Origin of the sequence: Mucilaginibacter sp., assembly GCF_028288185.1 — a bacterium.
In the GTDB taxonomy this organism is placed as follows: Bacteria; Bacteroidota; Bacteroidia; order Sphingobacteriales; family Sphingobacteriaceae; genus Mucilaginibacter.
On the sequence record NZ_JAQBOF010000029.1, the window covers coordinates 216,559 to 242,771 of the forward strand.

The following is a 26,213-nucleotide window of genomic DNA, read 5'->3' on the forward strand; positions in this document are numbered from 1 at the left end:
GTGTTATAGATTTAATCCTTTGCGTTTCTTTTTGCTTTCGCGCTTGATTTTATTCAAAGCACCCATATCTTCCTGGTCAGGTGCCAGTAAGATATCGAGCAGGTCATTACCTTTTTCCGTTTCCACATTGTTGGTCGTTGTATTTTGGTTGTAAGCGGCCGTTTGCGGATCTGGCAGGAGTTTGGCACTGAGCAGGTTGGCACTATAGGCTTTGCCCAGGTCACTGCCGTTAAACACGGTTTTGTTTTGCTGGTCAATAAAAGTCACACCATAGATTCGGCCCTCGTCATTCTGCCGGAGAATGACTTTGATCTGCTGCTCGGCCAATGCTTTGATAAAACTGCGTTTGGTTTGCGGCTTAGCCAGTACTTCATCAATCTTTAGGATTAGGCCGGCTTTGTGGGGTTTACGCAATTGCTCGTTGAGCTTGAATTTTTCTTCAAGCGTTTTTAGCGTGGGCTTGCCGTAGATGCTGCTGGCTTTGATCTGGACACCGGTTTTGTTGCCCTGTTTATCCAGTATCCAATAGACCAAGCCAGCACGGGCATACATCCGCGAATCTTTGGAACCCCGGTCAGCTTGAATATTGTATTGCTGCAAAACGGCATTCAATTCAGGTACGCTGGTAAATTTATAAGCACGTAAGGTAAAACCCAGGATATTAGTGATCACCCGTTTGGTTTCGGCCTGGCCATAGTCAGCCGCTTCGACATCGGCTTTTAAATTCGGTTTTTGCTTGGGCTGTTCTTCGGCTTTGACCAGTTTGTATTTGATCTCAATGGCCTTGCGGGCTTTCTCCGATTGGTTTTGCCCCAAATAATGCAGGCTGATCCGCTCGCCGTCGCGCTTAATATTGGTGGTGACGATATGGATATGCGGGTGCCCGGCATCGCTGTGACGGTAAACCAGGTAAGGTTGGTTTTCAAAACCGATGCCTACCATGTAATCTCTGGTAATAGCCTGTAGAGTTTCGATCGGCAGCGTTTCGCCGTTAGGAAAATTGAGCGAGATATGCACGGTATTGGTCTTGGTGCGTTCGTTTCTTTGCGCCAGGTCGGTCAGCCGCAACAGCTTATCATAAAAGTTGAGATCGGGCAAATCTTTATGGTACCCCACCGCGTCGATCAATTGCGCTTTGCCCTGTTTCACTTTGTTCTCGTTATAATTGAGCGCGCCTATCAGGCTTTTGCCGCTCTTAATTTTTGCGACCATATTTCGGCGTATTGGTTCATGCGTTCCTTGATGTGGTTGATGGATGGTTCAACCTTACTGGTGACGACGCTCAGCAAATTGGCCCATAACCGGCCATCGGCATTGCCATGCGCGGCATTGATCTGGTAGACAGCCTGGTTCAAATTATTACCGATGGCGTTTAACTCTCGCCTTAACAAAATGAGTTCTTCCAGCACATCATCCATGGCTTTATCCCGGTAGCTGACCGTGATGCTTTTTTCAAGCAATACCTTCCGACTGTACTCGCTGAGCTTGCGGAATAAGGTTTTTTTGAAACGCTTCTCAATCAGTTGAAACTCGGCCGGTTTAAAGCGGACGATCAATCGGCGGCTGCGGTTTTCTTCCTGTTTTTCCATGGGCGGTGTCTTTGAAAAATGCGACTTCGGAGCGTTTTTACGGCTGGCCAGGTCATCCCCGGGAGCCGGGGCAAGATGCGTTTGTATGACAAACGTACATCTTGCTGACTGCTGCGAAGCGGGCGGTTTTATCCTGCTGTTGGTGTCTATTCGGTATTTTTAGTGTTTGGTTGTTTACTTTTTAGATAAAGTTTAAGCGCCTGGATATTTAATTCTTTTAACGATTGCTCGTGTTCGATGCAAAAGGTTTTGAGCTGTTTTAACAGCGTCTTGGGTATCCAGTTATTGAACTGTACTTCCGTGCTTTTATCGGGTGCCAGTGGCTTGACAGGCTGCACTTTTTGTATGGGCGGCTGTGTTGGCGCAGTCTTGAGTTTGTTGGCCAGGCCGCCAAGTTTATCTTGATAATTGGTCATAGCTTTATAGATTATTAGATTTATATATTGATAGATTTATAGTTTTCTATATTGCTATCAGGTTGACGATTTCTTCGGCCAACGAAGTTATCTCCGCAATAGCTTTTTGGTCGCCGGTTTGTAGAATGCCGCCAGTCATGGAAGAACGCGCGATACTCACCCGGTCGTGAATGCGGGTGTTTAGCATGGGCGCATCCATGACCTCCAGTAAGCCCAGCGTTTCCTTGGTGATGCCGGAGCGCGGTTTGATCATATTTAAAACCACACCGCAACGAATGTTAAATTCCCTTTGTTGTACCTCTCTGACCATCGCCAGCGTTGATCGAATGGCCATGACATCAAAGAACCCGGCTTTGGTTGGAATCAAAATAAAGTCTGAGTAAAAAAACAATTCCGGTAACCGATCAGATAGGTACGGCGGTGTATCCACAATGATGAGGTCTTCCTCCAGTTCCTGCAAGTATTCGACCTTATTGGGCATGAGGATAGGCAAACCCGGGAAATCGTCCCGGATATGAAATAGACTGCCTTGCAAGTCGGTATCTACGATAGCGACGCTGAGTTCGCCCCGGAAACATAAAGCCAGGTTTAAGGCGAGGGTGCTTTTGCCGACGCCGCCTTTTTGGTGCGCGATGGTGATGATCTTTGCCATGATTAGAAAATTAGAAGTATAGATTTATAGAATTATAGAATTATAGATGATTAGATTTTAACCGTTTTTGCAGTTTGAGTTCCTGGTGATAATTGAAGATCCAGTCCGCAGCCAGTACCTTCCAGTTTTTATAGGACGCACCGCGCGGGCCTGTCCAGTTGATACTTTCATACCACCGGAAAAAGGACGCCGCTTGTGAGGCCGCTTCCTTCTGGTCAAAATAGATCTCGACCAGGATATAGTCCGGCGGCATTTCCCAGCCAAAGCCTTGCTGGTTGGACCGCACCGGCTTCTTTTCTTTCTTGGGCCGAGGTTGAAACCGTTTGGCTTTTCTTTTAGGTATCATGGAGTTGATCGGATTGCATGAGGTCTTCGATTTCCTTCAGGTTATAATAAGTGATCCCGCCGAGTTTGGTGAACGGGATGATACCCCGGTCACGCAGGTAGGCTAACTTACCATCAGATAAGCGCAATAGCTTTTTGACCTCGGCTGCTTTTAACCATTGCCTGGTTGACCGCCCTGCGTTCTCTAAAAGCATTTTCTTGATTTCCGCGATCAGTTCTTCGCCAAATGCAGCAAGGTCCTGTAGGGTGATCAGCTCGTCGCGCCTTGGGGCTTGTGATTTACGATCCATAAGTATTTTTATTGGTAGCCATCATTTGGATGATATCCTGGTAATCATAATAGACTGCACCGCCGATCCTGATGAAGGGCAAGGTGCCGTCATCCCGCAGGGCTTGCAGGAAACCGTGGGATAGGCCGAGTATCTTTTTTACGTCGGTCGATTTCAGCCAGCGTTTGGCGGGCATATTACCAAAGGCTTCTTGCAAAAGGCCCCTGAATTCTCTGGTCAATTCTGTTTTGAGTTGGGCGATGTCGTTTTGCGTCGCCAGTGTGTTGTTGTCCATGACCCAAAATTGAGGAGATTGGTAAATTGGATTTACACACCTGTGGCTAAGGGAGGTGATATTTATTAGAAATCTATAGCTCTAATTTTATAGATTTCTATACATCTAAGAATTGTTTGAGGTCACCAATTGTGACCTCAAACGAAAGGGGTCACAAATTGTGACCCCTTAACTATCCTTTTAACTTAAACCCGACCGGCTCCCTGGGTTCGTTCTTTTGCCGGATGAGCTGTTTGAGCGTCTGGAATATCGCCTGAATATCATCATCGTGCTGGATGAGCAGTTTTTCCAGTTGTTCAAATTTGAGCAACAGGTCTTTTTGGGTGATCAGCATTTCACGGAACTTCACAAAAACCTCGATGATCTTGATGCTCATATTGATAGCCTGCGGGCTTTTGATGATATTCGCTAACATCAGGATACCATATTCACTAAACACAAGGGGCAAGGCACCACCCAGGTACTGCCGGGAAGGTATCACATTTTGCGATACCATACTGTCCGCCTCCGTTTCGGTAAGCTGGAACATGAAATGCTCCGGGAAACGCTCTAAGTTTCGTTTGACCTGTTGCCGCAAACGTTTAGGTATGGTTCCGTATAGCTCCGCCAGATCCCGGTCCAACATCACCTTGATGCCTCTGATCAAATAAATTTTATCGGCGATTTCCTGATTGCTAATGAGTGTTTCCATTATTCTTTGTGTCTGTATTAATTAAATAGATCAGGCTGCCCTGGTAATAATTATAAGACGGGATATAGCCAATATGCCCCATTCCACTCAAGTCTTTGATGCATTTATGATAAGTAGCTATAGAACTAATATGCGCTAATGCCATCAGGTCCTTTCGATATACCGGGAATGGTTCACAAAAATTATTTTGTTTCCAGCTCCAAAATAAAGCCAGGTAAAGGCTGATGTGGGTGGGCAATACCTCCGTATTTTTGGCCGCCTGGATCATAAAGCGGGCCAATGCATTGAGTTGTTTCATAGGTTGTTTAGTTACCGGCCAGCATTTTTTCAATGTCGTCGTTATTATAATACATAATGCCTCCTACCCGTGTAAACTTGATAATGCCGTTTACTCTTAGACTGGTGAGCGTATTGGGTGATATATTCAGCATTTTCCGAACTTGTGAGCTTCTCAACCATTTTCGGGATTGGTCGGTGGTATGCCCCATCATTTTCTTAATCGTTTCCAACAGCCGGCTTTCAAATTCGACCAGGTCCTCTTTAGTGATAATTTCTGCTGCCATAGTATTAAATGTTTAATCCACAAAAGTCCCCGCACGAAATTCATGCGGGGTTCAAATTTGCTCAGCTTGACTTAAATAATTTCAACCCTTATGGCGAGGTGGGTGCTTTTTAGCTGATTTAAACTATTCTCATTTTTGGTCTTTCCTCATTCAAAATGGGCGAATCAGCCATAAACTTATCATTAGTCAGCCTTTTATCGAGTTCAGCCATATCCTCATTGACCTTGATAGCCAAAACTTTGGCATAGTGTTGAGTTTGGCGCAAACTCTTATGTCCCATCATTTTGCTGATTGTTTCCATCGGAACGTTATTGGCTAATGTGATGGTGGTCGCAAATGTATTACGCGCCATCTTTGAGCTGAGTTCGATTTCTATGTCACATTTGTCCGCTAGGTCTTTGAGGTAAGTATTATATTTCTGATTGCTTAGCACCGGCAACAGCATATCCCTGACTACGCAATATTCGTCGTCTTCATATTTCTTTAAGATGCCTTTGGCTATAGGTAATAAGGGAATAACAGCCGGAGTTCCTGTTTTCTGCCGGTTTTTGTAGATACGCAGTTCGCCGTCATTGGTAAATACTTCTGAACGCTTGAGCTGTTTCATATCTATAAAAGCTAAACCTGTAAAACAGGAGAAAATGAACATATCTCTTACTTTGCTCAAACGAGGGCTAGTGATCTTTTTGTTCGCAATAGCCTGAACCTGCTCTTTAGTCAAATAAACGGTATCGACTTCTTCCCTGGTCATTTCAAACTTGGCGAACGGGTCGGCGATCAACCAACCGTTGTCGACACAGTCCAGCACTATCTTTTTCATGTTGGCGATGTTTTTCAGCGCCGAATTATGATTTAAGTCTTTGACCGTCCTGAACCAGTTATATAGCTTTTTAATGAATTCAAGGTCGAGGGATAAAATATTAATATCGTCTATTTTGTACTGCGACTTCAGGAATTTGGCAAGGTGTTTATGGGAAGTCTCAAAATTAGTATAGGTGCCTTTCGCAACACCTTTACCGATCATTGCTTTCAGTCCGTCGTTGTGTGATTTGAAAAGTGTCATCAGCATCCATTGGCGTTGGTCTTCGCCCGAGATAATGTTTCTGATGGCTAATGCAGTAACTATCTTGCCCCGATCTATTAAATGTGTGCGCGCGTCATAAGCTTTATTTTGCAGCACATCCAAATAAGTATTCAGCGCTTTGACATCTTCCTTATTACCAATTGCACGGTTAGCTTTGCCGTTCCATTTTTCAGGTTCGCAAAGTCGCTTGGTAGACATCTCTTTTTGGACACCATCAACGGTGATCCGCAGGTAGATTAATACAGGTCCTTCTGCATAATCTTTCGGTTTTTTAAGGTAAAACAGTAAACCTAAGCTCTTTTCCAGCATAATCACTCACGATTTTAAATGAATAAATATCGAAATGAGTACCCCGAATGTCAAGATGTTCATTCATTGAACTTCTTGTTAGTCAGTGAGTTATGCAGTTTCCAGTGAGTAAATTTTCAGGAGTGATTTTACTCACCGAATCACTCACTAAAGTTATGCGTTTTGTCGTTTTTTTTGGTTTTCCGTTAAACTAAAAAAACCTGTAAATCAACGATTTACAGGTTTTTGATAGTTTTTGACTCACTAATTTGCGGTGAGGGAGGGATTCGAACCCTCGGTACAGTTTCCCGTACGTCAGTTTAGCAAACTGATCCTTTCGGCCTCTCAGGCACCTCACCGTATTGTTGTTTTCAGTAAAACCCCTTTTTCAGGGACTGCAAATATAGCAATTAGGCTAAGCCATCAAAAAAAAATTAATAATCTATTCGCACATGGTAAATACTCATCAGCATTCGCTTAAAAATTGTCTTAATGGTTTCAATATCCTTCAATGTTATATTACTGTCTTTCAATTGGTTTTGATCTAATTTATATTTTACAATACGGTCCACCAACGCGCTAATTGATTTTTCATCAGGCTCTTTTAATGAGCGCGAAGCGGCCTCAACCGAGTCTGCAAGCATCAAAACACCGGCTTCTTTTGAGAACGGAATAGGCCCCGGGTACCTAAAAGTGTTCTCATTGATGATTTTTTCAGGGAAATTTTTCAGAAAAGATTGATAAAAATAATCAACCCTGGTATTACCATGGTGGGTGCGTATAAAATCAATTATTATTTCAGGAATATTTTCTTTCTGGGCCATTTCAATACCCTTGTATACGTGCCTGATAATAATTTGTGCGCTTTCTTCATAAGGCAATTTGTCATGCGGGTTAAAGCCCGAACTTTGGTTCTCCACAAAAAACAGTGGGTTTTCCATTTTACCTATATCATGATACAATGCCCCCGCTCTAACCAATAATGCATTGCCTCCAATAGCATATATAGCATTCTCGGCCAAATTAGCTACCTGTAAAGAGTGCTGAAAAGTGCCCGGTGCCGAAAACGCCATTTCGCGCAATAATGGCGCATTGGTGTTAGTAAGCTCTATTAATGTTATGTCTGATGTTATGGCAAATATCTTCTCGAACAAATAAATCAATGGGTAAGCAAGCAAGGTTAACAAAACACTTACTGCAAATGGGATAAAGTTTCTCCAGTCAATATCAATCAAACTGCCCTCTCTAATTAAAGAGATGCCTAAGAAAGAAACAAAATAAGTAAAGGTTATAATAACCGCTGATATAAGGAACTGTTCGCGCCGCACCAGGTTCTTGATACTATAAATAGATACCATGCCCGCAGTAATTTCAAAATAGGCAAACTCAAAACTATTAGGCACAAAGAAACCGGCTATAAGCACTACTAATAAATGTATGTTGAGCGCCAAACGGGTATCAAACAAAATGCGGATGATAATGGGCACTATGCAATAAGGTATATAATACAAATTAGGCAACTCTAACTTTATCGCCATTGATAAAGTGAATAGCATAGCCGTAATTACCAGCAATATTAAACTCACCAGCCTGTTATCAGCATAAATATCCTTCCTGAAAAGATAAAGGAATATCATGAGCAACGCTATTGTAATTGATACAAGTAAAAACTGACCTGCCAATACCAGCCTGGGGTTACCATTTATTCGGGCATTATCCTCAAACGCTTTTTTGTACGATTGTAGTTTTTGAAACACTTCCTCATTTACTACCGACCCTTTTGATATAATAACCTCACCCTTTTGTACCATACCACGGGTTAATGATAAACCCTCCAGTACTTCAGTTTCCAGCCTTGCCGTTAGCTTATCATCATATATAATGTTGTTTTGAATATGGTTTTGCAGCAAATCCAGCAAAAAGGTTTTATTAATATCCGGGCGCCTGTTTAATATCCGGCTGCAATACGTAAGTGCACCTTCGCGGGTAAATAATTCTGATGTACTTTTTTCGGTGGATATGTTGTTTTGGAGTATGGTAATGGTATACCCCTGGGTTTGCTGATATTTAGGATTTAATGTAAATACACCTTTATCGTAAACATCTTTTAATAGCTCAATTCCGGCTAAAATATATTTGGGTTTCAGCCGGTCATCAATGCCTGAGTTATGCCATTTTATTTCCAGATCGTTTTTAAAACCACCCATTTGTTGTTGGGCGACATCATTATTTAACTGGTATAATTGGGTGGTACTTGATAACGCGTTGCGGCGGTCATTCTGAATTTCGGCCTGCGTTTTTAATATCGCAAAATTATAAGGCGATACCAGGTCCTTCTGGTTCCATATCCTCCCTCTTTCTATTTCATAGCTAAACTTAGCCTGCTTAGGCAGCGAATAAACAATTAAGCAAATACTCACCGCCATCATTAAAAACTTAACGTTGCGTGCGTATTTGCGTAACAAAGCCTTTTGGCGCGAAGAAGAAAGTGTAGCCATTTATTAAGTTAAGCGTGGGCAAAAATAATATATTTTATGCGATATGTTTTTTTTATTGCTTTTGTCAAATCAATTATGATATCTTTGTGATATCATTTTAAAATCAAAACCAATCATGAATACTGAAAAAATCATTAACCCGCCATCAGGTTATTTAACCTTTGCGTTATTTCTGCTTTTATTAGCACTTACCGGCTTTTTTATTTACGAACATAATGCATTGCCGGCTATAGTAATTTTTATAGTTGACTTTGTATTGATCTTACCCGGACTGGTAATTGTTAACCCCAACGAATCAAAAGTGCTTACACTTTTTGGTAAATATGTTGGTACGGTTAAACAGGATGGCTTTTTTTGGGTAAACCCCTTTACAGTAAAAAAGAAGGTGTCGTTAAAAGCTTTTAACTTAAATGGTCAGCAGCTTAAAGTAAATGATAGTGTGGGTAACCCAATAGAGATTGCCGCTGTTATTGTATGGCAAATAAAAAATACAGCCAGCGCTATATTTGCGGTTGAAAATTACCTGCAATATGTAAATATACAAAGCGAGGCTGCTGTAAGGCATTTAGCTAACTCTTTCCCTTATGATAATATTGAAGACGAAAACGCCGGCATTACTTTAAGGGGCGGTGCCGACCAAGTTAGTATATTGTTAGAGAAAGAATTAAATGAGCGATTAGACCGTGCAGGCATTGAAGTATTAGAAGCCCGAATATCACACCTGGCTTACGCGCCGGAGATTGCACATACCATGTTACAACGTCAACAGGCATCGGCAATAATATCTGCGCGCAGGTTAATTGTTGAGGGCGCGGTAGGTATGGTTGAGATGGCGTTACAAAGGCTATCAGAAAAAAATATTGTAAACCTTGATGAAGAACGCAAAGCTGCCATGGTAAGCAACCTATTGGTTGTTCTATGTGGCGACAGAAGTGTGAACCCGGTTGTTAACACAGGCACCTTATATCATTAAGAGTATGTATCAGGAAATAAATACTACTACAACCAATGAGCTATCCTTATTAAGGCATGGCTGGTGGAGCCCTAAATATGAGCTGACCGATGGACTAAACCAATATGGTCAACTAAGTTATGACGGCATTTCTAAACGTAATGCCGAAGTTAGGACTGCTACTTGTAGCCTCTATTTTAATTTTGAAGAATTTTTTAGCAGAACCATTTTAATAACCGATAATAGCGGTGCCGTAATTGGCAAATGTACCCGCGAATTATTTAGCAGAGCAAGAGTATTAACGCTTGGAAGTGGTTTTACTGCCCGCTTTTACAATCCTTCACTATTTTCGCGTGAGTATGTGTGGGAATCGGTAGGATATGGTAAGATCATGAGTTTAAAAAACCATTTTCCGTTTACTTTAACTACCGATATACATTTGTATCCAACAAATACACCTGTGGCGGTAATACCTAAATTAATATTTTTAGGCGCACATTTAATTATTTTAAGACGGCGCAAAAGGGCGGTTCATTAAGTTATGATAAACAACTATGTAAAAATTGATCCTTCGCGATCTATAGACTTACAGGTGATACGTAAAGGCTTTTTTAAGCCGGTATACACCTTAACCGATGGACAGTTTGAATATGGGACATTAAGTTGCAGGGATATTTGGCAGCGCGAGAAAAGTATAATCACCAGTGACGGAGAATGGATAATAAGGTGTATAGGCTTTTTGGGCAAAGAAACACTTGTTATAGATGCTTTAAAAAGTGAGGTAGTTGGTAAGATCACGAGAAATGGATGGGGGACAAAAACCGCTATTGAAATGAATAACGGTTTTAATGCGCTACTAAAATGTGGTAAAGGCTTTTTTTCAAGGACACTGAATTGGACAAATGACCAATATGGCGACTGCATTCAAATTAAAACCACTTGCAAATGCACCAGGCCATTTATGGTAAGTATTGCTCCGGAATTAGCCAAAACAAAATTTCCGATGGCCTTAATAACTCTTATTGGGGTTAATTTAGTTTTATTGAGACAAGCACAAGCAGCAGCAATAGCTACTTAATTATGGCCGAAAAGAAAGCATTTATACTTAGGGTAAACCCTGATATGTTGAAGGAAATAGAAACCTGGGCCGCTGATGAGTTTAGAAGTACCAACGGCCAGATAGAATATTTACTACAACAAGCTCTACTTACGCGTAAAAAAACCAAGAAAAAGAAAGAAGATGATAATGACTAACAATTACTATGCAAGCATAGTAATTGTTCAAATAAATTAAATAAATTTGCGCTACTAAAATCAAACCGATGAGAGAAGTAGTTATAGTAGCGGCAACACGTACCCCTATTGGCAGTTTTGGCGGTAGTTTGGCATCGCTTACAGCAACGCAATTGGGTAGTATAGTTATTAAATCGGCAGTTAAAAAATCCGGTTTAAAGCCAGAACATATTCAGGAAGTTTTTATGGGGAATGTTTTGTCGGCCAATTTGGGTCAGGCGCCGGCTACCCAGGCGTCAATATATGCTGGTCTGCCCTATCTTCCGGCTACTACAGTAAATAAAGTTTGCGCATCAGGCATGAAAGCAATTATGCTGGCAGCCCAAAGTATTGCTGCCGGGCAAAATGATATTGTGTTGGCTGGTGGTATGGAAAGTATGAGCAATGTACCTTACTATTTAACTAAAGCCCGTACAGGATATAAATTAGGGAACGATCTGTTAATAGATGGCTTGGTAGAAGATGGCCTCTGGGATGTTTATAATGATTATCACATGGGGTCAGCCGCCGAGCTTTGCGCGGTTGAATGTAATATAAGCCGCGAAGACCAGGACGCATATGCTATAGAATCATACAACCGGGCCATCAACGCGCAAAACAACGGCAAGTTTGTTAATGAGATTACTCCTGTCGAATTAAAAAACAGAAAAGGCGAGATAACTTTATTTAGTGATGATGAAGAACCGGTAACTGTAAAATTTGATAAGATCCACTCATTAAAACCCGTATTTAAAAAAGATGGTACAGTTACCGCTGCAAATGCGTCAACTTTAAATGATGGTGCCGCGGCAGTAATTTTGATGAGTAAAGAAAAGGCTGACGAGCTAGGCATTAAGCCGATAGCTAAAGTAATAGCTTATGCTGATGCCCAACAAGCGCCCGAATGGTTTACTACGGCTCCATCAAAAGCAATTCCGCTAGCACTGCAACGGGCTGGTTTAGCTGCTAATGCTGTTGACTATTACGAGATCAACGAAGCATTTTCTGTAGTATCTATTGCCAATAATCAAAAATTAAATTTAGACCCAGCCCGTGTAAACGTTAACGGCGGTGCAGTATCTCTCGGGCACCCGCTAGGTGCTTCGGGAGCACGTATTGTAGTTACTTTATTAAGCGTGTTGGAGCAAAATAAAGGTAAATATGGCGTTGCCGGAATTTGTAATGGCGGCGGCGGTGCCAGCGCAATTGTTATTGAAAATTTACGTTAAGGATAAAAACCTATATATTTACGGATAAGTGAACATTAATATTTTGATGGTGGTACGAAGCTTCGTCTTAACTATATTTTCTATATCCTTTTTTTTACAGGCTTTCGCGCAACATGCCGATGATAGCGGAAATCTAAAACAATTAAACTTTTATCAGGATAGTCTGAAGCATTTGGGTAACACTTTCATTAATAATGACAATGACCTTATCCGCAAAAACGCCAATTATCTGTTTATAAAAACTTTGGTTGCAGCGTTAAAAACTCCTAATTCGTTTGCTTTTCCGTTCGATTCCATAAAAACCATAACTCTAACTAATTCACCCGATAACAAATTTAGGATATTTAGCTGGCACGTAGCCCATGATGACGGCAGCTACCGTTTTTATGGTGCGATACAGGTTAATACCGGCGGCCCTTTAAAGTTATATGGTTTGGAAGATTATTCTCCGCTAATAAAAAACCCTGAAGATACAATAGCTGATAACCGGAGTTGGTTCGGCGCCCAATATTATACGATTATACCTGTTAGCGGCCCTACCCCTTATTACGTATTATTAGGTTGGAAGGGCAATACCGATAAATCAACAAAAAAGGTTATTGATGTACTTTCATTCCAAAACGATAAGCCAATATTTGGCATGCCCGTATTTGACGGGAATAATAAAAGACGCAAACGTGTGGTTTTTGAGTATGCCCGCCAGGCATCAATGTTATTAAAATACATTCACTCACAGCATTTAATTGTGTTTGATAACCTGGCATCGCCGGATAAAAAAACAAAAGATAAGCCCGAAACTTACGGCCCTGATCTTACCTACAATGGCTATCGTTTAAAAGACGGCAGATGGGAATATGTAGATAATTTGGATATGAGAAACGTACCTAACGAACAGGACGTGAACTACATTGATCCTAGGGCAGAAAAACCAATACTACCAAGGCCTAAAACAACCTTACCCATAAAAAAAACACCGGTTCAATAAATCAACCCGCTAATAAACCACCTATAAGTACAATACTTTTACCATAATTTGTATTTAAGAGAATAATAGTATTTTAGACAAAATTAAACTGATCTTATGTCCTCAAAAACCTTAACGGCCGATGTTGTTAAAACAGGAGCAAAATACCCTAGGAGCATCCCTTTTATCATAGGCAATGAAGCGGCAGAACGCTTTAGCTTTTACGGTATGCGTTCTATCTTAGCAACATTTTTAGTCGCTCAATTTTTTAACCCTACGCTTAACCCCGCGCTACAGACGGTAGCCGAGGCAAAAGCAAACGAAAGCACACACTTTTTTGTAACTCTTGCATATACCCTTCCCTTTGTTGGTGGTTTAGTTGCCGATTGGTTTACGGGTAAATATAAAATCATACTGTATATCTCTATGGTGTATTGTCTTGGCCATTTATGTTTATCTGTGTTTGACAGTAATTTAAATGGCTTTATTATGGGTTTGGTGTTGATAGCCGTTGGCGCGGGTGGTATTAAATCATGTGTATCAGCCAACGTAGGCGACCAGTTTGACAAAACCAACCAGGAATTACTATCAAAAGTTTATGGCTGGTTTTATTTTAGTATAAATGCAGGCTCAGTTATCTCAACCATATTAATTCCATGGGTTTACGCTAACTATGGCGCTAAATGGGCATTTGGTATACCGGGCCTATTAATGGCTCTGGCAACAATTATATTCTTTTCTGGGCGTAAGCAATATGTAAAAGTGCCACCGGGCGGTATCAATAAAAACAACTTTGTATTTATATCAATATACGCCCTGTTTAATATCGGCAAAAAACAAAAAGGACAGTCATTACTGGACGTAGCCAAAGGCGAGTTTAATCCTGAAAAAGTCGAAGGCGTTAAAGCGGTTTACCGTGTAATGTCCGTATTTATCTTTGCGCCAATATTTTGGGCTATGTGGGATCAAAATTTGTCTGAATGGGTTTTGCAAGCCGATAAACTAGACAGACATATCAACCTGGGCTTTACTAGTTTCACTGTTTTAGCAGGTCAGGTACAAACAGCAAATCCTATCTTTTTACTATCATTTATTCCATTGTTTACTTATTTTGTTTATCCATATTTAGACAAGATGGGTATTAAAACCACACCGTTACGCCGTATAGGTGCCGGTTTAGCTTTAACCGCTTTATCATTTGTAATAATTGCTTTTGTACAAAAAAGTGTTGATACAGGTAATCACCCGTCTGTGTGGTGGCAAATATTTGCTTATGTTGTATTATCAGCAGCCGAGGTGCTTGTATCAATTACCGGCTTAGAATATGCTTATACCCAAGCGCCAAAATCAATGAAAAGTACTATGAGTGCCATATGGTTATTAACTGTTGCTGCCGGTAACTTGTTTGATGCCTTGATTAATGGTAATATTTCAAAAGGTGGATTTTTCTCTCGTTTTGTAGGGGCCGATTTTTACTGGCTGTTTGTTGGTATATGTACAGCGTTTTTAGTAGTGTTTATGTTTATAGCACCACGCTTAAAAGAACGCAGTTATATAGCTGAACCCGAAGCAGATAATGAAGTAATAGCAGAGACTAATAATCTTTAAATAAACATCATTTTACAAGAGCAGGAAATTATTTACAGTTTCCTGCTCTTTTTATTTTATATAACTACTAAATCTAGTAATTTAGTAAACTGTTTACCTAAAAACCCAAATACTACTAAGTGCCTGATAGCATAGTAATTATACCCACCTACAACGAAAAGGAAAACATTGAGCGGATGATCCGCAAGGTATTTTCTTTGCCTTATGATTTTCATATCCTGATTATCGATGATGGATCGCCTGATGGTACACAAATAATTGTTAAGCATCTTCAGAATACTTACCCCGAAAAACTTTTCCTGGTAGAACGTGCAGGCAAACAAGGACTAGGAACTGCTTATATACATGGTTTTAAATGGGCCATTGAGCATAAATATAATTATATTTTCGAAATGGATGCCGATTTTTCGCATAATCCTGATGATCTGATCAGGTTGAGGACTGCTTGTATTGAGGGTGCAGATGTATCCATAGGATCACGTTATATTAAAGGTGTTAATGTGGTTAACTGGCCTATGAGCAGGGTATTGATGAGCTATTTTGCATCGGTATATGTTCGTTTCATTACCGGAATAAAGATTCAGGATTTCACTGCGGGATTTATGTGCTATAAACGCAACGTATTAGAAACTGTTGAACTTAATAAGATAAAATTTGTAGGTTACGCCTTCCAGATAGAAATGAAGTATACAGCTGTAAAGCATGGATTTACAGTTACCGAGATACCTATCATATTTACAGACCGAACGGCCGGTACTTCAAAAATGTCAAAAGGTATATTTAAAGAAGCTGTTTTGGGCGTATTGCGTATGCGTATAAACAGTATTTTCAGAAAGTATCCTGAAGGGTAAAGATTAGTTAATTAGAGATTAAAGATTGGTATTAACCGCTTTACTAAAAAAAACTACAAACTAATCTTCAATCTTTAACCTCTAATCTTTCAAAAATCTTATTTTTGACTCAATGAACGAGCATCTTGATCCTGACGGTGAACGTCTGTCCCCTACCGACCGTGATATTGAAAAAGTATTACGTCCACAGGCCTTTGAAGACTTTACCGGTCAGTTTAAAATATTAGCCAATTTAAGAATATTTGTACAGGCGGCCCGCCAGCGTGGTGAAGCGCTTGACCATGTGCTATTACATGGCCCTCCCGGATTAGGTAAGACTACCCTATCGTATATTATTGCTAACGAAATGGGCGTTGGTATCAAAATAACATCAGGCCCGGTGCTTGATAAACCCGGCGATTTGGCCGGCTTACTAACCAACCTTGAAACCGGCGATATTTTATTTATTGATGAGATACACCGTTTAAGTCCACTGGTTGAAGAATACCTTTACTCGGCAATGGAGGATTTTAAGATAGATATAATGCTGGAGAGCGGGCCTAACGCGCGTTCGGTGCAGATATCTCTTAATCCGTTTACTCTAGTTGGCGCAACTACACGGTCGGGGTTACTTACAGCCCCATTGCGTGCCCGTTTTGGTATTAATTCCAGGTTAGAGTATTATGATGCCAAATTATTAACTACTATAGTATTACGTTCGGCATCTATATTAAAAACACCTATAAGCGATGAAGGCGCATACGAAATTGCACGCCGCAGCCGTGGTACGCCACGTATAGCCAATGCTTTATTGCGCCGTACAAGAGATTTCGCCCAGATAAAAGGCGATGGTAATATTGATACCGCTATTGCCAAATATGCCCTTAATGCTTTAAATGTAGATGAGCATGGCCTGGACGAAATGGATAATAAAATATTAACAACCATTATAGATAAATTTAAAGGCGGCCCTGTCGGTTTAAAAACAATTGCCACAGCGGTTGGCGAAGATGAAGGCACTATTGAAGAAGTTTATGAGCCATTTTTAATACAGGAAGGTTTCTTAATGCGCACCGCCCGTGGCCGTGAAGCTACCGAGAGCGCTTACAAGCATTTAGGTAAAATTAAACTAGGCGGAAATGCTTCCTTATTTTAAGTTTTTATTATTACTATTGCTATCACAATTAAACTGTTAACACGTTAAATTATAACCAAACAATTACTATAGTTTATACTATAAAATAACTTTTATGAAACGAATATTACTTTTTGCATCGTTATTAATATGCAGTAACACTTTTGCCCAGTTGGTAACAAAAGTTACTGACCCTGTTGATTGGGTTAACCCGTTGATGGGTTCATCATCAAAACCAGATCTTTCAAATGGCAATACCTACCCGTGTATAGCATTACCATGGGGAATGAACTTTTGGACCCCGCAAACCGGCCCTAATGGCGATGGATGGGCATATACGTATGATGCACATAAGATCGTAGGCTTTAAGCAAACACATCAGCCGTCACCCTGGATGGGCGATTATGGTCAATTTTCTATAATGCCTATGACCAAGCATTTAAAAGTTACGCAAAATGATCGCGCAAGCTGGTTCTCGCATAAAGCAGAAGTAGTTAAACCATATTATTACAGTGTTTACTTAGCAGATCACGATATTACTACCGAGATTGCGCCAACCGAGCGTGCTGCACAATTTAGATTTACTTTCCCAAAAACAGACAGCTCATTTATTGTTGTTGATGCTTACGATAAGGGATCATACATAAAAGTAATCCCAGGTCAAAATAAAATTGTTGGTTATTCAACCAGATATGCTGCCGGTCAGTTAAAAAACTTTAAAAACTACTTTGTTATTTATGTCGATAAACCTTTCACTCTATCACAAACCTACAACCTGACCGAAGAAGATAAAACAAGCCGGGGCGGAGCGCGTATGAAGGTAGAAACTGCTGCGTTAAACGGTTCTTTAGAAACAACCGCCGGTCACGCTTTAGCGGCTATAGGCTTTAAAACTCGTGGCGGCGAAACTGTTAACCTGCGTGTTGCATCATCATTTATCAGTATTGAACAAGCCGAACTTAACTTAAAAAGAGAAGTTGGCGGCGAAAGCTTTAATGCTACCGCTCAAAAAGGCAGAGCAGCATGGAATAAAACATTAAGCCGTTTATCAGTATCCGGTGGAACGATTGATCAAACCCGCACTTTCTACTCATGCCTTTACCGCATGCTTTTCTTCCCTCATAAAATGTATGAGATCGATGCAAAAGGCGCGCCAACACACTACAGCGCGCAAAACGGCGAAGTTTTACCGGGCTACAAATTTGCCGGAACAGGTTTCTGGGACACTTTCAGAGCTTTATATCCATTCTTGAATCTGGTTTATCCATCAATAGATAAAGAAATGCAGGCTGGCTTGGTTAATGATTACAAAGAAGGCGGATGGCTGCCTGAGTGGTCAAGCCCTGGTTATGCTGATTGTATGATCGGTAATAACTCTGCTTCAATAGTTGCTGATGCTTACTTAAAAGGTATCCGTGGTTATGATATCAATACCCTTTGGGAAGCAGTAAAACACGGCGCTAACAACACAGGCCCGGAAGCTACCGGCCGTCGCGGTGTAGAGTATTATAACACATTAGGATATGTGCCTTATGATGTTAAAATCAACGAAAACGCTGCCCGTACCTTAGAGTACGCTTATGATGATTTTGCTATCTATCAATTAGGCAAAGCATTAAACAAACCTGCGTCAGAAATTGATATCTACAAAAAAAGAAGTTTAAACTACCGTAACCTGTTTGATAAATCAATAGGCCTAATGCGCGGTAAAAACAAAGATGGCTCTTGGGAAACTCCATTTAACCCACTAAAATGGGGTGATGCCTTTACCGAAGGTAATGCATGGCACTATAGCTGGGCAGCTTTACACGATATTCAAGGTATGATCAATTTAGAAGGCGGTAAAAAGGCATTCATCAACAAATTAGATTCAATCTTTATAATCCCACCTGTATTTGATGACAGCTACTATGGTGGTGTTATCCACGAGATCCGCGAAATGCAGATCGTAAACATGGGCCAATACGCGCATGGTAACCAGCCTATTCAGCACATGCTATATCTATACAACTTTGCGGGCGAGCCATGGAAATCACAAGAGCATATCCGTGATGCTATGGCCAAATTATACAAAGCAACTCCTGATGGTTATTGCGGTGATGAGGATAATGGTCAAACATCTGCCTGGTATATATTTTCGGCGATGGGCTTTTACCCGGTTTGCCCTACCAGCAGCCAGTATGTAATAGGCACACCATTATTTAAAAACATTACCGTTAGTCTTGAAAATGGCAAAAAACTAATACTTAACGCTCCTAACAATAGCGATGGCAACAAATATGTTAGCGCAATAACAGTAAATGGCAAACCGTATAACAATAACTGGTTTGGCCATAATACTTTATCGCAAGGCGGTATTATTAACTTTAAAATGTCTGCGTTCCCTAACAAACAAAGAGGTACGCAAGAATCAAGCTTCCCTTATTCACTTTCAAATGAAAAATAAAAATTTGGCCTTTTATAAAAGGTTAACCTTATTGGCACTGCTAGCAGTATTTACATTCGCCGCTAATGCGCAGGACAAACGCTTGCGCTTAGGTATATATGGTTTAAACCATGATCATATCAGCGGTTTTTTTGGCCAGATGAGAAGAGGCACTGCTAACGTTGTGGGCGTATATGAACCAAGCAAACCGCTTTGGGAAAAATACAAGAAACGCTTTAACCTACCCGACTCGCTTTATTTTAATGATGTAAAAAAAATGATCAAAGCGCGTAAGCCGGATGTTATGTTAGGCTATAACGCGGTTGGCAAACACGTTGATATTGTTGAGCTATGCGCGCCATTGCATATCCCTGTTATGGTTGAAAAACCATTAGCTGCTACATTGGAGCAAGCAAAACGCATGGAGGCTTTAGCTACCAAATACAATATTAAATTATTGGTGAATTATGAAACTACGTGGTATCCATCATTCCAATATATTTATGATGTGGTAAATAAAGACAGCGTAGGTAAAATACGTAAGATGGTAATTCGTGATGGACACCGTGGCCCTGTTGAGATTGGCTGCAGTCCAGAGTTTTTAGCTTGGTTAACAGATCCGGTTTTAAACGGAGCAGGTGCCCTTAATGATTTTGGCTGTTACGGTGCCGATTTGGCTACCTGGTTAATGCATGGCCAACGCCCGATAGCGGTAACCGCTATTGCCAAACATTACAAACCGGCTATTTATCCAAAAGTTGAAGATGATGCGACCATACTGGTTGAGTACCCTACCGCGACCGCATCAATTGAAGCATCATGGAACTGGGCAGTAAACTTAAAAGACATGGAAGTTTGGGGCGAACGAGGTGTTATACACGCCTTTGATGGCAACAACGTTCAGTTTAAAGTTAAAGAAGGTAGTTTTGGCTTAGTTAATAAACCAAAATCTATACCTGCGCCAAATAATGATCCGCTGGTTTATTTAACTGCTGTATTACGGGGAGAAATACCGGGTACGGATGACCAGGCATCTCTAAAATATAACATGATAGCTATGGAGATTTTAGACGCTGCCAAAAGGTCAATCAACGAAGGCAGAAGAATTGTTTTACAACCATAAAACATTATCAGACTTACGAGGTTTTACAACTTCGTAAGTCTTTCTAATTATTAAATATCATTTATTACATGTCAAAAGTATCTATTACTTTATTATCATTTTGTTTATTAGCAACGTCAGTTTTTGGCCAGGCGTCAAATTCGGCGGCTATTATGGCGCGCAAGCAAGTACCCATTTTATGCTATCACCAAATACGCGACTGGCGCCCTAAAGATTCTAAAAACGCCAAGGATTATATTGTACAAATCGCCGAGTTTAAAAAGCATATTAAAATGCTGGCGGATAGCGGTTATCATACCATATTACCTGATCAGTTGTATGCTTATTTAACAACCGGTGCAGCTTTGCCTAAAAAACCTATTATGCTTACGTTTGATGATACTGATGAAGATCAGTACACGATTGCCGCCCCCGAATTAAAGAAATATGGCTATAAAGCGGTGTACTTTGTTATGACCGTATCCATAGGCCGCCCGCATTACATGACTAAAGAGCAGGTTAAAGCGTTATCAGATGCCGGCAACATCATCGGCAGTCATACCTGGGATCACCACATGACCAGCAAGTACAAGCATGACCCTAATCCTAAAAAGGATGATTGGGTTATACAGGTTGACAAACCAACTAAAAAACTGGAAGAAATAACCGGCAAAAAGATAGATTACTTTGCTTATCCGTTTGGCATCTGGAATAAATCAGGCTTCCCTGAATTTCATAAACGTGGATTCAAGATCGCTTTTGCTTTAGCAGACAAGCGTGATGCTAACGACCCGTTAATGTGTGTTAGAAGGATATTAGATAGTGGCTACTGGAGCGCCAAAACTTTAAGCAATAGTATTAGGAATAGCTTTTAACCCCCCTGCCCCCTGAAGGGGGCGTTTTGAAACACTTATTCATTTAAACATTAAGCCGCATCTATTTGCGGCTTTTTTTATTACTGGTATCAACCGTTTTACCAGTAGTAATTTTCGCCATTTTTCGGGTATAGGGCTGGATGCCGGTAGTAAAAAGAGGCGTTTTTCGGGCATTGGGGTTGATGCCGGTAGTAAAAAAGACCATTTTTCGGGTATCAGGCATAATACTCGTGACGCTATTTTGTATTAAATCACTCTATTTCAAATAATTATGATTTTAATATTCAAAGAACAGGCGGAAATGTTGATTTATAATTAATCAATAAGATTAGATAATGGTAGTGCAGAGAGGTAACTGGAACTATATCAAATATACAAAAAAATCCTGTAAGAAAGTTGTTCAATGGTAGCGTCACAGTTTGAATTTAATCAAGTTATAATTTATAGGCTACCAATATAATTCCTGTAAGGGATATTCTCCATTTAGTTAGGTTACAGATTTAAGCAATTTGAATAGCCTAAGTCCAGGATAAAATTTAGGGGGCTAGGCTTACAGATTCTCTCCCTTTGGCCCTTGCCCTTTATTAGAGGTGTCTTCGTCCTCTTCTGTAAGCGGTGTTGGGTCGCCTAAATTATCATCGGGTATAGGTATTCTATCTATATCAATATCGGCTTCGGCAACTGGATGTCCACCCTTTTCCAGGTCATTGTCTCCGTCTTTATTGGTTACTGATGTATCGTCATTAGTTATCTGATCGTCTTTGGGATCATTATATGCTGTAGTTTCCATGATAGTTTTTTTTAATTAAGCTGTTTATAGATAACACCCAATTAAAAAGTCTGTTTTGTATTTATGTTATCTTTGTGGCAATGCAGCAAAACAGATCGGCATATAGTGAATTGATAAAACAGGAGGCTCTAAACTTAGGCTTCTTATTTTGCGGTATTTCAAAAGCTGAGTTTTTAGAGGAAGAGGCCCCTCACCTTGAAGCATGGCTAAATAAAAACATGCACGGTGAAATGCAGTACATGGAAAACCATTTTGACAAGCGTCTCGACCCGCGTTTGTTGGTTGATGGTGCAAAGTCTGTTATCTCATTAGGGTTAAATTACTATACTGATAATTCACAAACTGATCCACTAGCGCCTAAAATATCCAAATATGCTTACGGGCAGGATTATCATACCGTTATTAAGGATAAACTGAAACAGCTCCTGCAAATTATAAACGAAAAGATAGGCGAGGTTGGCGGGCGGGCGTTTGTAGATTCGGCACCGGTATTAGATAAGGCATGGGCAAAAAAAGCAGGGTTAGGCTGGATAGGTAAAAACACTAATCTCATTAATCAAAAAACAGGCTCGTTCTTTTTTTTGGCAGAGCTGATAGTTGACATTGAACTGGAGTATGATATAGAACCCACTGCCGACCATTGCGGCACCTGCACACGCTGTATTGACGCCTGCCCTACCGATGCTATTGTAGGCCCTTATGTAGTTGATGGTAGCCGCTGTATATCATACCTGACCATTGAGCTTAAAAACGAAATACCGCAGGAATTTAAAGGCAAAATGGACGACTGGGTATTTGGCTGCGATATTTGCCAGGATGTTTGCCCCTGGAACAAGTTTTCGGTGATACACAATGAACCTGCATTTGATCCACATCCAGATCTGTTAAATTTGAACAGTAATGATCTTAGAGAAATAACCGAAGATGTTTTTCAGAAAGTATTTAAAAACTCGGCGGTAAAGCGCACAAAATTTGCTGGGTTGAAGCGGAATATTGAGTTTCTTCGAAACCGTGATTAGAGGTTAGAGATTAGTGATTAGTATATCAATAGCTAACTAACTAATCACTAACCTCTAATTACTTATCTCTATTTATAGCCCCTTCTTAAACTTATCAGCCAATAGCTTTAGCATATCTTCATTAACAGGTGCGGCCGGTTCTTCCTTCTTTTTAAAAGGTTTGTTCTCGTAAGGCTTGTTGTATGTTTTTTGTTGAACAGGTTGCTGAAATAAATCTTTTTGGATATTTGGCGTAACAGTATCCTTTTTCTCTATATTTTCAGCAGGTTTGGCTTGTGCCGCCTTTTGTTGACGATCTGCCTGACGTTTATCGTTCCACCGTTTATATATTTGCTCCAGTTTGCGTTTAGTGTACAACGGAAAATCGCCATTCATCATCCATGAATAATAACTGGGTTCCAGGTTAAATACGTCCTCTACCTTTTTGCCTTTATGTTTGCCAAAATTAAACACCTCTTCATTATTATCATTAAAAGCCATACGGCCGGCAAAATCAACTGGTCGGTTTAAATTGGTGAATTTATGTAAACCTTCAACATGGTTTACTACCGGCACGCTTTTATTTCCTTTTTTATCTTCCCATTCCTGGGTTTCATAACGCTCTATCTGGGCCAATAACACCTCCATAGTAGCGCGTGTGTCAGCTTCTGCACTATGTGCATTGATGATATCCTTTTTGCAATAAAACTGGTAAGCGGCCTTTAAAGTACGTTGCTCCATTTGATGAAAAATATTTTGCACATCAACAAAATGTCGGTTATCCAGGTCAAACAAAACACCTGCACGTAAAAATTCCTCCATCAGCATCGGGATATCGAATTTATTAGAGTTATAGCCGGCCAGGTCGCTATTATCCATAAACTCGGCAACTAAAGGTGCTACGGCTTTAAAAGTAGGCTCATCTTTTATATGCTCATCATAAATACCATGTATTAATGATGACTCAATAGGTATGGGCATCTCCGGGTTAATGCGCCAGGTCTTTACCTCTTCACTCCCATCCGGGTGCAATTTAATTACTGATATTTCAACAATACGGTCGGCGCCAATATTAATACCTGTAGCTTCAAGGTCAAAGAATGCCAACGGGCGTTTTAAATGTAATTTCATATTATTGATATCAGTGTAATGTAATTAAGGTTGCAAAAGTCTTAAAAAAAATCAGCACAGAAAATTATTTAAATGTATTTAATATATCTGTTAAAATGTTTTAATTTAATGGCGCCTAAATAGCCGTTATCAAAATGAAAAAAAAAATACTTATCAGCCTCATTGTCATTTGTCTTACAAACTGCGTTAAAGCGCAAAACTTCCCTGTTAATGTTTGGTTGCATGATGAAGTTGATATGCCCAAATATGTTAATGATCCATCGGCCCATGCTGTTGTTTTAAATGAATATGCTGATGCCCGGTTAGACAATACCGAAAGCGATGGAAGTATCAGGTTGGTTTACAAGTATCATGTTAAAATAAAGATCTTTGACGAAAGCGGGATTAAATATGGAACAATAGAAATTCCACTATATAACAATAATGAGGTAGCTGAAGAGGTGTCTGAAATAGATGGCTTAACTGCCTATAAAGATAATAATGGTGTAGTTAAAACAGAAAAACTTGACCCGGCGAAAATATATAGGGTAAGAGAAAACAAGAATTACTCTACTGCTAAGTTTGCAATGCCCGGTGTAAAAAATGGCGCTATAATTGAATATTCTTATACAATCGTATCGCCTTATTTCGAAAGTTTTCGTACATGGCATTTTCAAACAGGTATACCAAAAGTGCATTCTAAATATGAAGCACATATCCCTGGTTTCTGGACTTATAATATTTCTATAAGAGGCGATTTAAAAATGACTAGCAATACTGCAACGTTAGAACGTGATTGTTTTACAAGTCATGGAGCAAAATCCGACTGCTCGCATTTGGTTTTTGAAATGGCTAATATACCCGCATTTATCCAGGAAGATTATATGACTGCTCCTAAAAACTTCATGTCGGCCATATACTTTGAACTTTCAGCCTTTACTAATCCATATACAGGGACGGTTAATAAATTAGCAAAACAATGGAGTGATGTTGATTATCAACTTAAACACGATGATAACTTTGGCAGCCAAATAAAAAGAAAAGACTTGCTCAAAGACCGTATATTACCCATAATAGCCGGTAAAACAAATGAGTTGGATAAAGCAAAGGCCGTATACGCATACATACAAAAAACAATTAAATGGAATGACTATTACTCATTAGGTAGTAGTAATGATGGCATACGTAAGGCTTTAGACAATCATACCGGCACTATAGGCGACATAAATTTATCATTAATTTCGGCGCTTAACGCGGCGGGGCTTACTCCAGAGGCGGTGATATTGTCTACCCGCGACCACGGTATAATAAACAAACTTTACCCTGTTATAACGGAGTTTGATTATGTTATTGCCAAAGTGACAATTGATGATAAAAGTTACCTATTAGATGCCACCGACCCATTACTATCATTTGGCATGTTGCCCTTACGATGTCTTAATGACCAAGGCCGTGTTATGAGTTTAAGTAAGCCATCTTATTGGATGGATATAACCACACCTCAAAAAGAAAACAGGATATATACACTTGATCTGACATTACAAGACAATGGTAAATTAAAAGGCACGTTTACCATTTACTCCAAAGGTTATGCAGGTTTTAAGGTACGCAAAGCGATAAAAAAATTCAATTCTATTGATGAGTATGTTGAGAACCTTGATGAAAAACTAACTAAGGTTAAGATATTAAAATCAGAAGTTACAAACGTGGATAGCCTGGATCTGGCGGTGTCAGAAAAATATGAAATAGAGATGGACGCGTATAACGATCTAAACCATCAGAAACTTAGCTTTAACCCTTACCTGTTTGACAGAGTAATTAACAATCCTTTTAAGCTAACAGAACGGCTTTACCCAGTTGATTGGGGCATGCCTTCAGAAACAAGATTTGTTTTACAAATGCACCTGCCTGATAAATATGTAGTTGAAGATCCACCACAAAACATAGCAATTGGCTTACCAAACCAGGGCGGCAGCTTTATGGTAAATTATGAACCTGGTGAAAATTCATTCACTTTTTCACATATCATATCATTCAAAAAGTCAATATATCTATCCGAGGAGTATTCATACTTGAAAGAGCTTTATAATAAGATCATCCTGTCAGAAAAAACAGAAATGATATTTAAGAAAAAACAATGAGATCACTACTGATAACATTTTGTTTATTTATAATTACTATAGCAACTAACGCGCAAGCTAATTATGATGTTAGCTTAATCCCTAAAAACTTA

At 40.0% G+C, this 26,213-nt stretch carries 29 protein-coding genes and 1 tRNA gene; 14 read left to right on the forward strand and 16 right to left on the reverse strand.

The window, feature by feature from the left end:
- Positions 1-3 precede the first annotated feature (3 nt).
- From JWQ34_RS13325 to JWQ34_RS13385, 13 genes are all read right to left on the reverse strand, one after another.
- A complete protein-coding gene (locus tag JWQ34_RS13325; RefSeq protein ID WP_299357790.1) occupies positions 4-1,212 on the reverse strand; it encodes a relaxase/mobilization nuclease domain-containing protein in 1,209 nt (402 codons plus the stop codon).
- A complete protein-coding gene (locus tag JWQ34_RS13330; protein WP_299357791.1) occupies positions 1,179-1,589 on the reverse strand; it encodes a plasmid mobilization relaxosome protein MobC in 411 nt (136 codons plus the stop codon). Before JWQ34_RS13330 ends, JWQ34_RS13325 begins: the two co-directional genes overlap by 34 nt.
- Before the next feature lie 146 nt (positions 1,590-1,735).
- Positions 1,736-2,005 (reverse strand): hypothetical protein, encoded by a 270-nt coding sequence (locus tag JWQ34_RS13335; RefSeq protein WP_299357792.1) that lies wholly within the window; start codon positions 2,003-2,005, stop codon positions 1,736-1,738.
- A gap of 46 nt (positions 2,006-2,051) precedes the next feature.
- Positions 2,052-2,657 carry a ParA family protein gene (locus tag JWQ34_RS13340; protein ID WP_299357793.1) on the reverse strand — a complete coding sequence of 202 codons (606 nt, stop codon included), beginning with the start codon at positions 2,655-2,657 and terminating at the stop codon, positions 2,052-2,054.
- Positions 2,658-2,697: 40 nt separating this feature from the next.
- Positions 2,698-3,003 (reverse strand): hypothetical protein, encoded by a 306-nt coding sequence (locus JWQ34_RS13345; protein WP_299357795.1) that lies wholly within the window; start codon positions 3,001-3,003, stop codon positions 2,698-2,700.
- Complete coding sequence (locus JWQ34_RS13350) at positions 2,993-3,292, reverse strand: helix-turn-helix domain-containing protein (RefSeq protein ID WP_299357797.1); 300 nt, start codon at positions 3,290-3,292, stop codon at positions 2,993-2,995. The genes JWQ34_RS13345 and JWQ34_RS13350 overlap by 11 nt, the downstream gene beginning before the upstream one ends.
- Positions 3,282-3,512 (reverse strand): helix-turn-helix domain-containing protein, encoded by a 231-nt coding sequence (locus tag JWQ34_RS13355; protein WP_299357798.1) that lies wholly within the window; start codon positions 3,510-3,512, stop codon positions 3,282-3,284. Before JWQ34_RS13355 ends, JWQ34_RS13350 begins: the two co-directional genes overlap by 11 nt.
- Before the next feature lie 226 nt (positions 3,513-3,738).
- Positions 3,739-4,257: an ORF6N domain-containing protein gene (locus JWQ34_RS13360; RefSeq protein WP_299357799.1), complete on the reverse strand. Its 519-nt coding sequence runs from the start codon at positions 4,255-4,257 to the stop codon at positions 3,739-3,741.
- Positions 4,241-4,555, reverse strand: a complete 315-nt coding sequence (locus JWQ34_RS13365) for a hypothetical protein (RefSeq protein ID WP_299357800.1) — start codon at positions 4,553-4,555, stop codon at positions 4,241-4,243. Before JWQ34_RS13365 ends, JWQ34_RS13360 begins: the two co-directional genes overlap by 17 nt.
- 7 nt (positions 4,556-4,562) lie before the next feature.
- On the reverse strand, positions 4,563-4,820 hold the full coding sequence (locus JWQ34_RS13370; protein WP_299357801.1) for a helix-turn-helix domain-containing protein: 258 nt from the start codon (positions 4,818-4,820) through the stop codon (positions 4,563-4,565).
- A gap of 118 nt (positions 4,821-4,938) precedes the next feature.
- On the reverse strand, positions 4,939-6,213 hold the full coding sequence (locus tag JWQ34_RS13375; RefSeq protein WP_299357802.1) for a site-specific integrase: 1,275 nt from the start codon (positions 6,211-6,213) through the stop codon (positions 4,939-4,941).
- Positions 6,214-6,464: 251 nt separating this feature from the next.
- A tRNA-Ser gene (locus tag JWQ34_RS13380) sits at positions 6,465-6,551 on the reverse strand.
- A gap of 75 nt (positions 6,552-6,626) precedes the next feature.
- On the reverse strand, positions 6,627-8,690 hold the full coding sequence (locus tag JWQ34_RS13385) for an HDIG domain-containing metalloprotein (RefSeq protein ID WP_299357803.1): 2,064 nt from the start codon (positions 8,688-8,690) through the stop codon (positions 6,627-6,629).
- A gap of 115 nt (positions 8,691-8,805) precedes the next feature.
- On the opposite strand from JWQ34_RS13385, the gene JWQ34_RS13390 reads away from it, so the two are divergent.
- The 12 genes from JWQ34_RS13390 (at position 8,806) to JWQ34_RS13445 (ending at position 21,082) form a co-directional block, all read left to right on the forward strand.
- Complete coding sequence (locus JWQ34_RS13390; protein ID WP_299357804.1) at positions 8,806-9,663, forward strand: SPFH domain-containing protein; 858 nt, start codon at positions 8,806-8,808, stop codon at positions 9,661-9,663.
- A 4-nt stretch (positions 9,664-9,667) separates the two neighbouring features.
- The gene (locus JWQ34_RS13395; protein ID WP_299357805.1) at positions 9,668-10,180 is read left to right on the forward strand and encodes a hypothetical protein; all 513 of its coding nucleotides are present in this window, start codon (positions 9,668-9,670) and stop codon (positions 10,178-10,180) included.
- Positions 10,181-10,183: 3 nt separating this feature from the next.
- On the forward strand, positions 10,184-10,720 hold the full coding sequence (locus JWQ34_RS13400) for a hypothetical protein (protein WP_299357806.1): 537 nt from the start codon (positions 10,184-10,186) through the stop codon (positions 10,718-10,720).
- A gap of 2 nt (positions 10,721-10,722) precedes the next feature.
- Positions 10,723-10,896, forward strand: a complete 174-nt coding sequence (locus JWQ34_RS13405) for an Arc family DNA binding domain-containing protein (protein ID WP_299357807.1) — start codon at positions 10,723-10,725, stop codon at positions 10,894-10,896.
- 68 nt (positions 10,897-10,964) lie between these two features.
- On the forward strand, positions 10,965-12,143 hold the full coding sequence (locus tag JWQ34_RS13410) for an acetyl-CoA C-acyltransferase (RefSeq protein ID WP_299357809.1): 1,179 nt from the start codon (positions 10,965-10,967) through the stop codon (positions 12,141-12,143).
- A gap of 28 nt (positions 12,144-12,171) precedes the next feature.
- Positions 12,172-13,128 carry a hypothetical protein gene (locus JWQ34_RS13415; protein ID WP_299357810.1) on the forward strand — a complete coding sequence of 319 codons (957 nt, stop codon included), beginning with the start codon at positions 12,172-12,174 and terminating at the stop codon, positions 13,126-13,128.
- Positions 13,129-13,224: 96 nt separating this feature from the next.
- A complete protein-coding gene (locus tag JWQ34_RS13420; protein WP_299357811.1) occupies positions 13,225-14,715 on the forward strand; it encodes a POT family MFS transporter in 1,491 nt (496 codons plus the stop codon).
- Positions 14,716-14,834: 119 nt separating this feature from the next.
- Entirely contained in the window at positions 14,835-15,566 is a 732-nt protein-coding gene (locus JWQ34_RS13425; protein WP_299357812.1) for a polyprenol monophosphomannose synthase, read from the forward strand.
- A 112-nt stretch (positions 15,567-15,678) separates the two neighbouring features.
- On the forward strand, positions 15,679-16,701 hold the full coding sequence (gene ruvB, locus JWQ34_RS13430; RefSeq protein WP_299357813.1) for a Holliday junction branch migration DNA helicase RuvB: 1,023 nt from the start codon (positions 15,679-15,681) through the stop codon (positions 16,699-16,701).
- Between the two features lie 94 nt (positions 16,702-16,795).
- Positions 16,796-19,126: a GH92 family glycosyl hydrolase gene (locus JWQ34_RS13435; protein ID WP_299357814.1), complete on the forward strand. Its 2,331-nt coding sequence runs from the start codon at positions 16,796-16,798 to the stop codon at positions 19,124-19,126.
- A gap of 31 nt (positions 19,127-19,157) precedes the next feature.
- Positions 19,158-20,228, forward strand: coding sequence for a Gfo/Idh/MocA family oxidoreductase (locus tag JWQ34_RS13440; RefSeq protein WP_299357815.1), 1,071 nt, complete (start codon positions 19,158-19,160; stop codon positions 20,226-20,228).
- A 68-nt stretch (positions 20,229-20,296) separates the two neighbouring features.
- Positions 20,297-21,082 (forward strand): polysaccharide deacetylase family protein, encoded by a 786-nt coding sequence (locus JWQ34_RS13445; RefSeq protein ID WP_299357817.1) that lies wholly within the window; start codon positions 20,297-20,299, stop codon positions 21,080-21,082.
- Between the two features lie 61 nt (positions 21,083-21,143).
- Here JWQ34_RS13445 and JWQ34_RS13450 read toward each other — a convergent pair whose 3' ends face one another.
- Both JWQ34_RS13450 and JWQ34_RS13455 read right to left on the reverse strand, forming a co-directional pair.
- The gene (locus JWQ34_RS13450) at positions 21,144-21,305 is read right to left on the reverse strand and encodes a hypothetical protein (protein ID WP_299357819.1); all 162 of its coding nucleotides are present in this window, start codon (positions 21,303-21,305) and stop codon (positions 21,144-21,146) included.
- Positions 21,306-21,632: 327 nt separating this feature from the next.
- Positions 21,633-21,872, reverse strand: a complete 240-nt coding sequence (locus JWQ34_RS13455; RefSeq protein ID WP_299357820.1) for a hypothetical protein — start codon at positions 21,870-21,872, stop codon at positions 21,633-21,635.
- Between the two features lie 80 nt (positions 21,873-21,952).
- On the opposite strand from JWQ34_RS13455, the gene queG reads away from it, so the two are divergent.
- Positions 21,953-22,891, forward strand: a complete 939-nt coding sequence (queG, locus tag JWQ34_RS13460) for a tRNA epoxyqueuosine(34) reductase QueG (protein ID WP_299357821.1) — start codon at positions 21,953-21,955, stop codon at positions 22,889-22,891.
- 72 nt (positions 22,892-22,963) lie between these two features.
- Here the strand turns inward: queG and JWQ34_RS13465 are convergent, their stop codons facing one another.
- Positions 22,964-24,001: a 3'-5' exonuclease gene (locus JWQ34_RS13465; protein WP_299357822.1), complete on the reverse strand. Its 1,038-nt coding sequence runs from the start codon at positions 23,999-24,001 to the stop codon at positions 22,964-22,966.
- Between the two features lie 134 nt (positions 24,002-24,135).
- On the opposite strand from JWQ34_RS13465, the gene JWQ34_RS13470 reads away from it, so the two are divergent.
- Positions 24,136-26,121 (forward strand): DUF3857 domain-containing protein, encoded by a 1,986-nt coding sequence (locus JWQ34_RS13470; RefSeq protein ID WP_299357824.1) that lies wholly within the window; start codon positions 24,136-24,138, stop codon positions 26,119-26,121.
- The last annotated feature ends 92 nt before the right edge of the window (positions 26,122-26,213 follow it).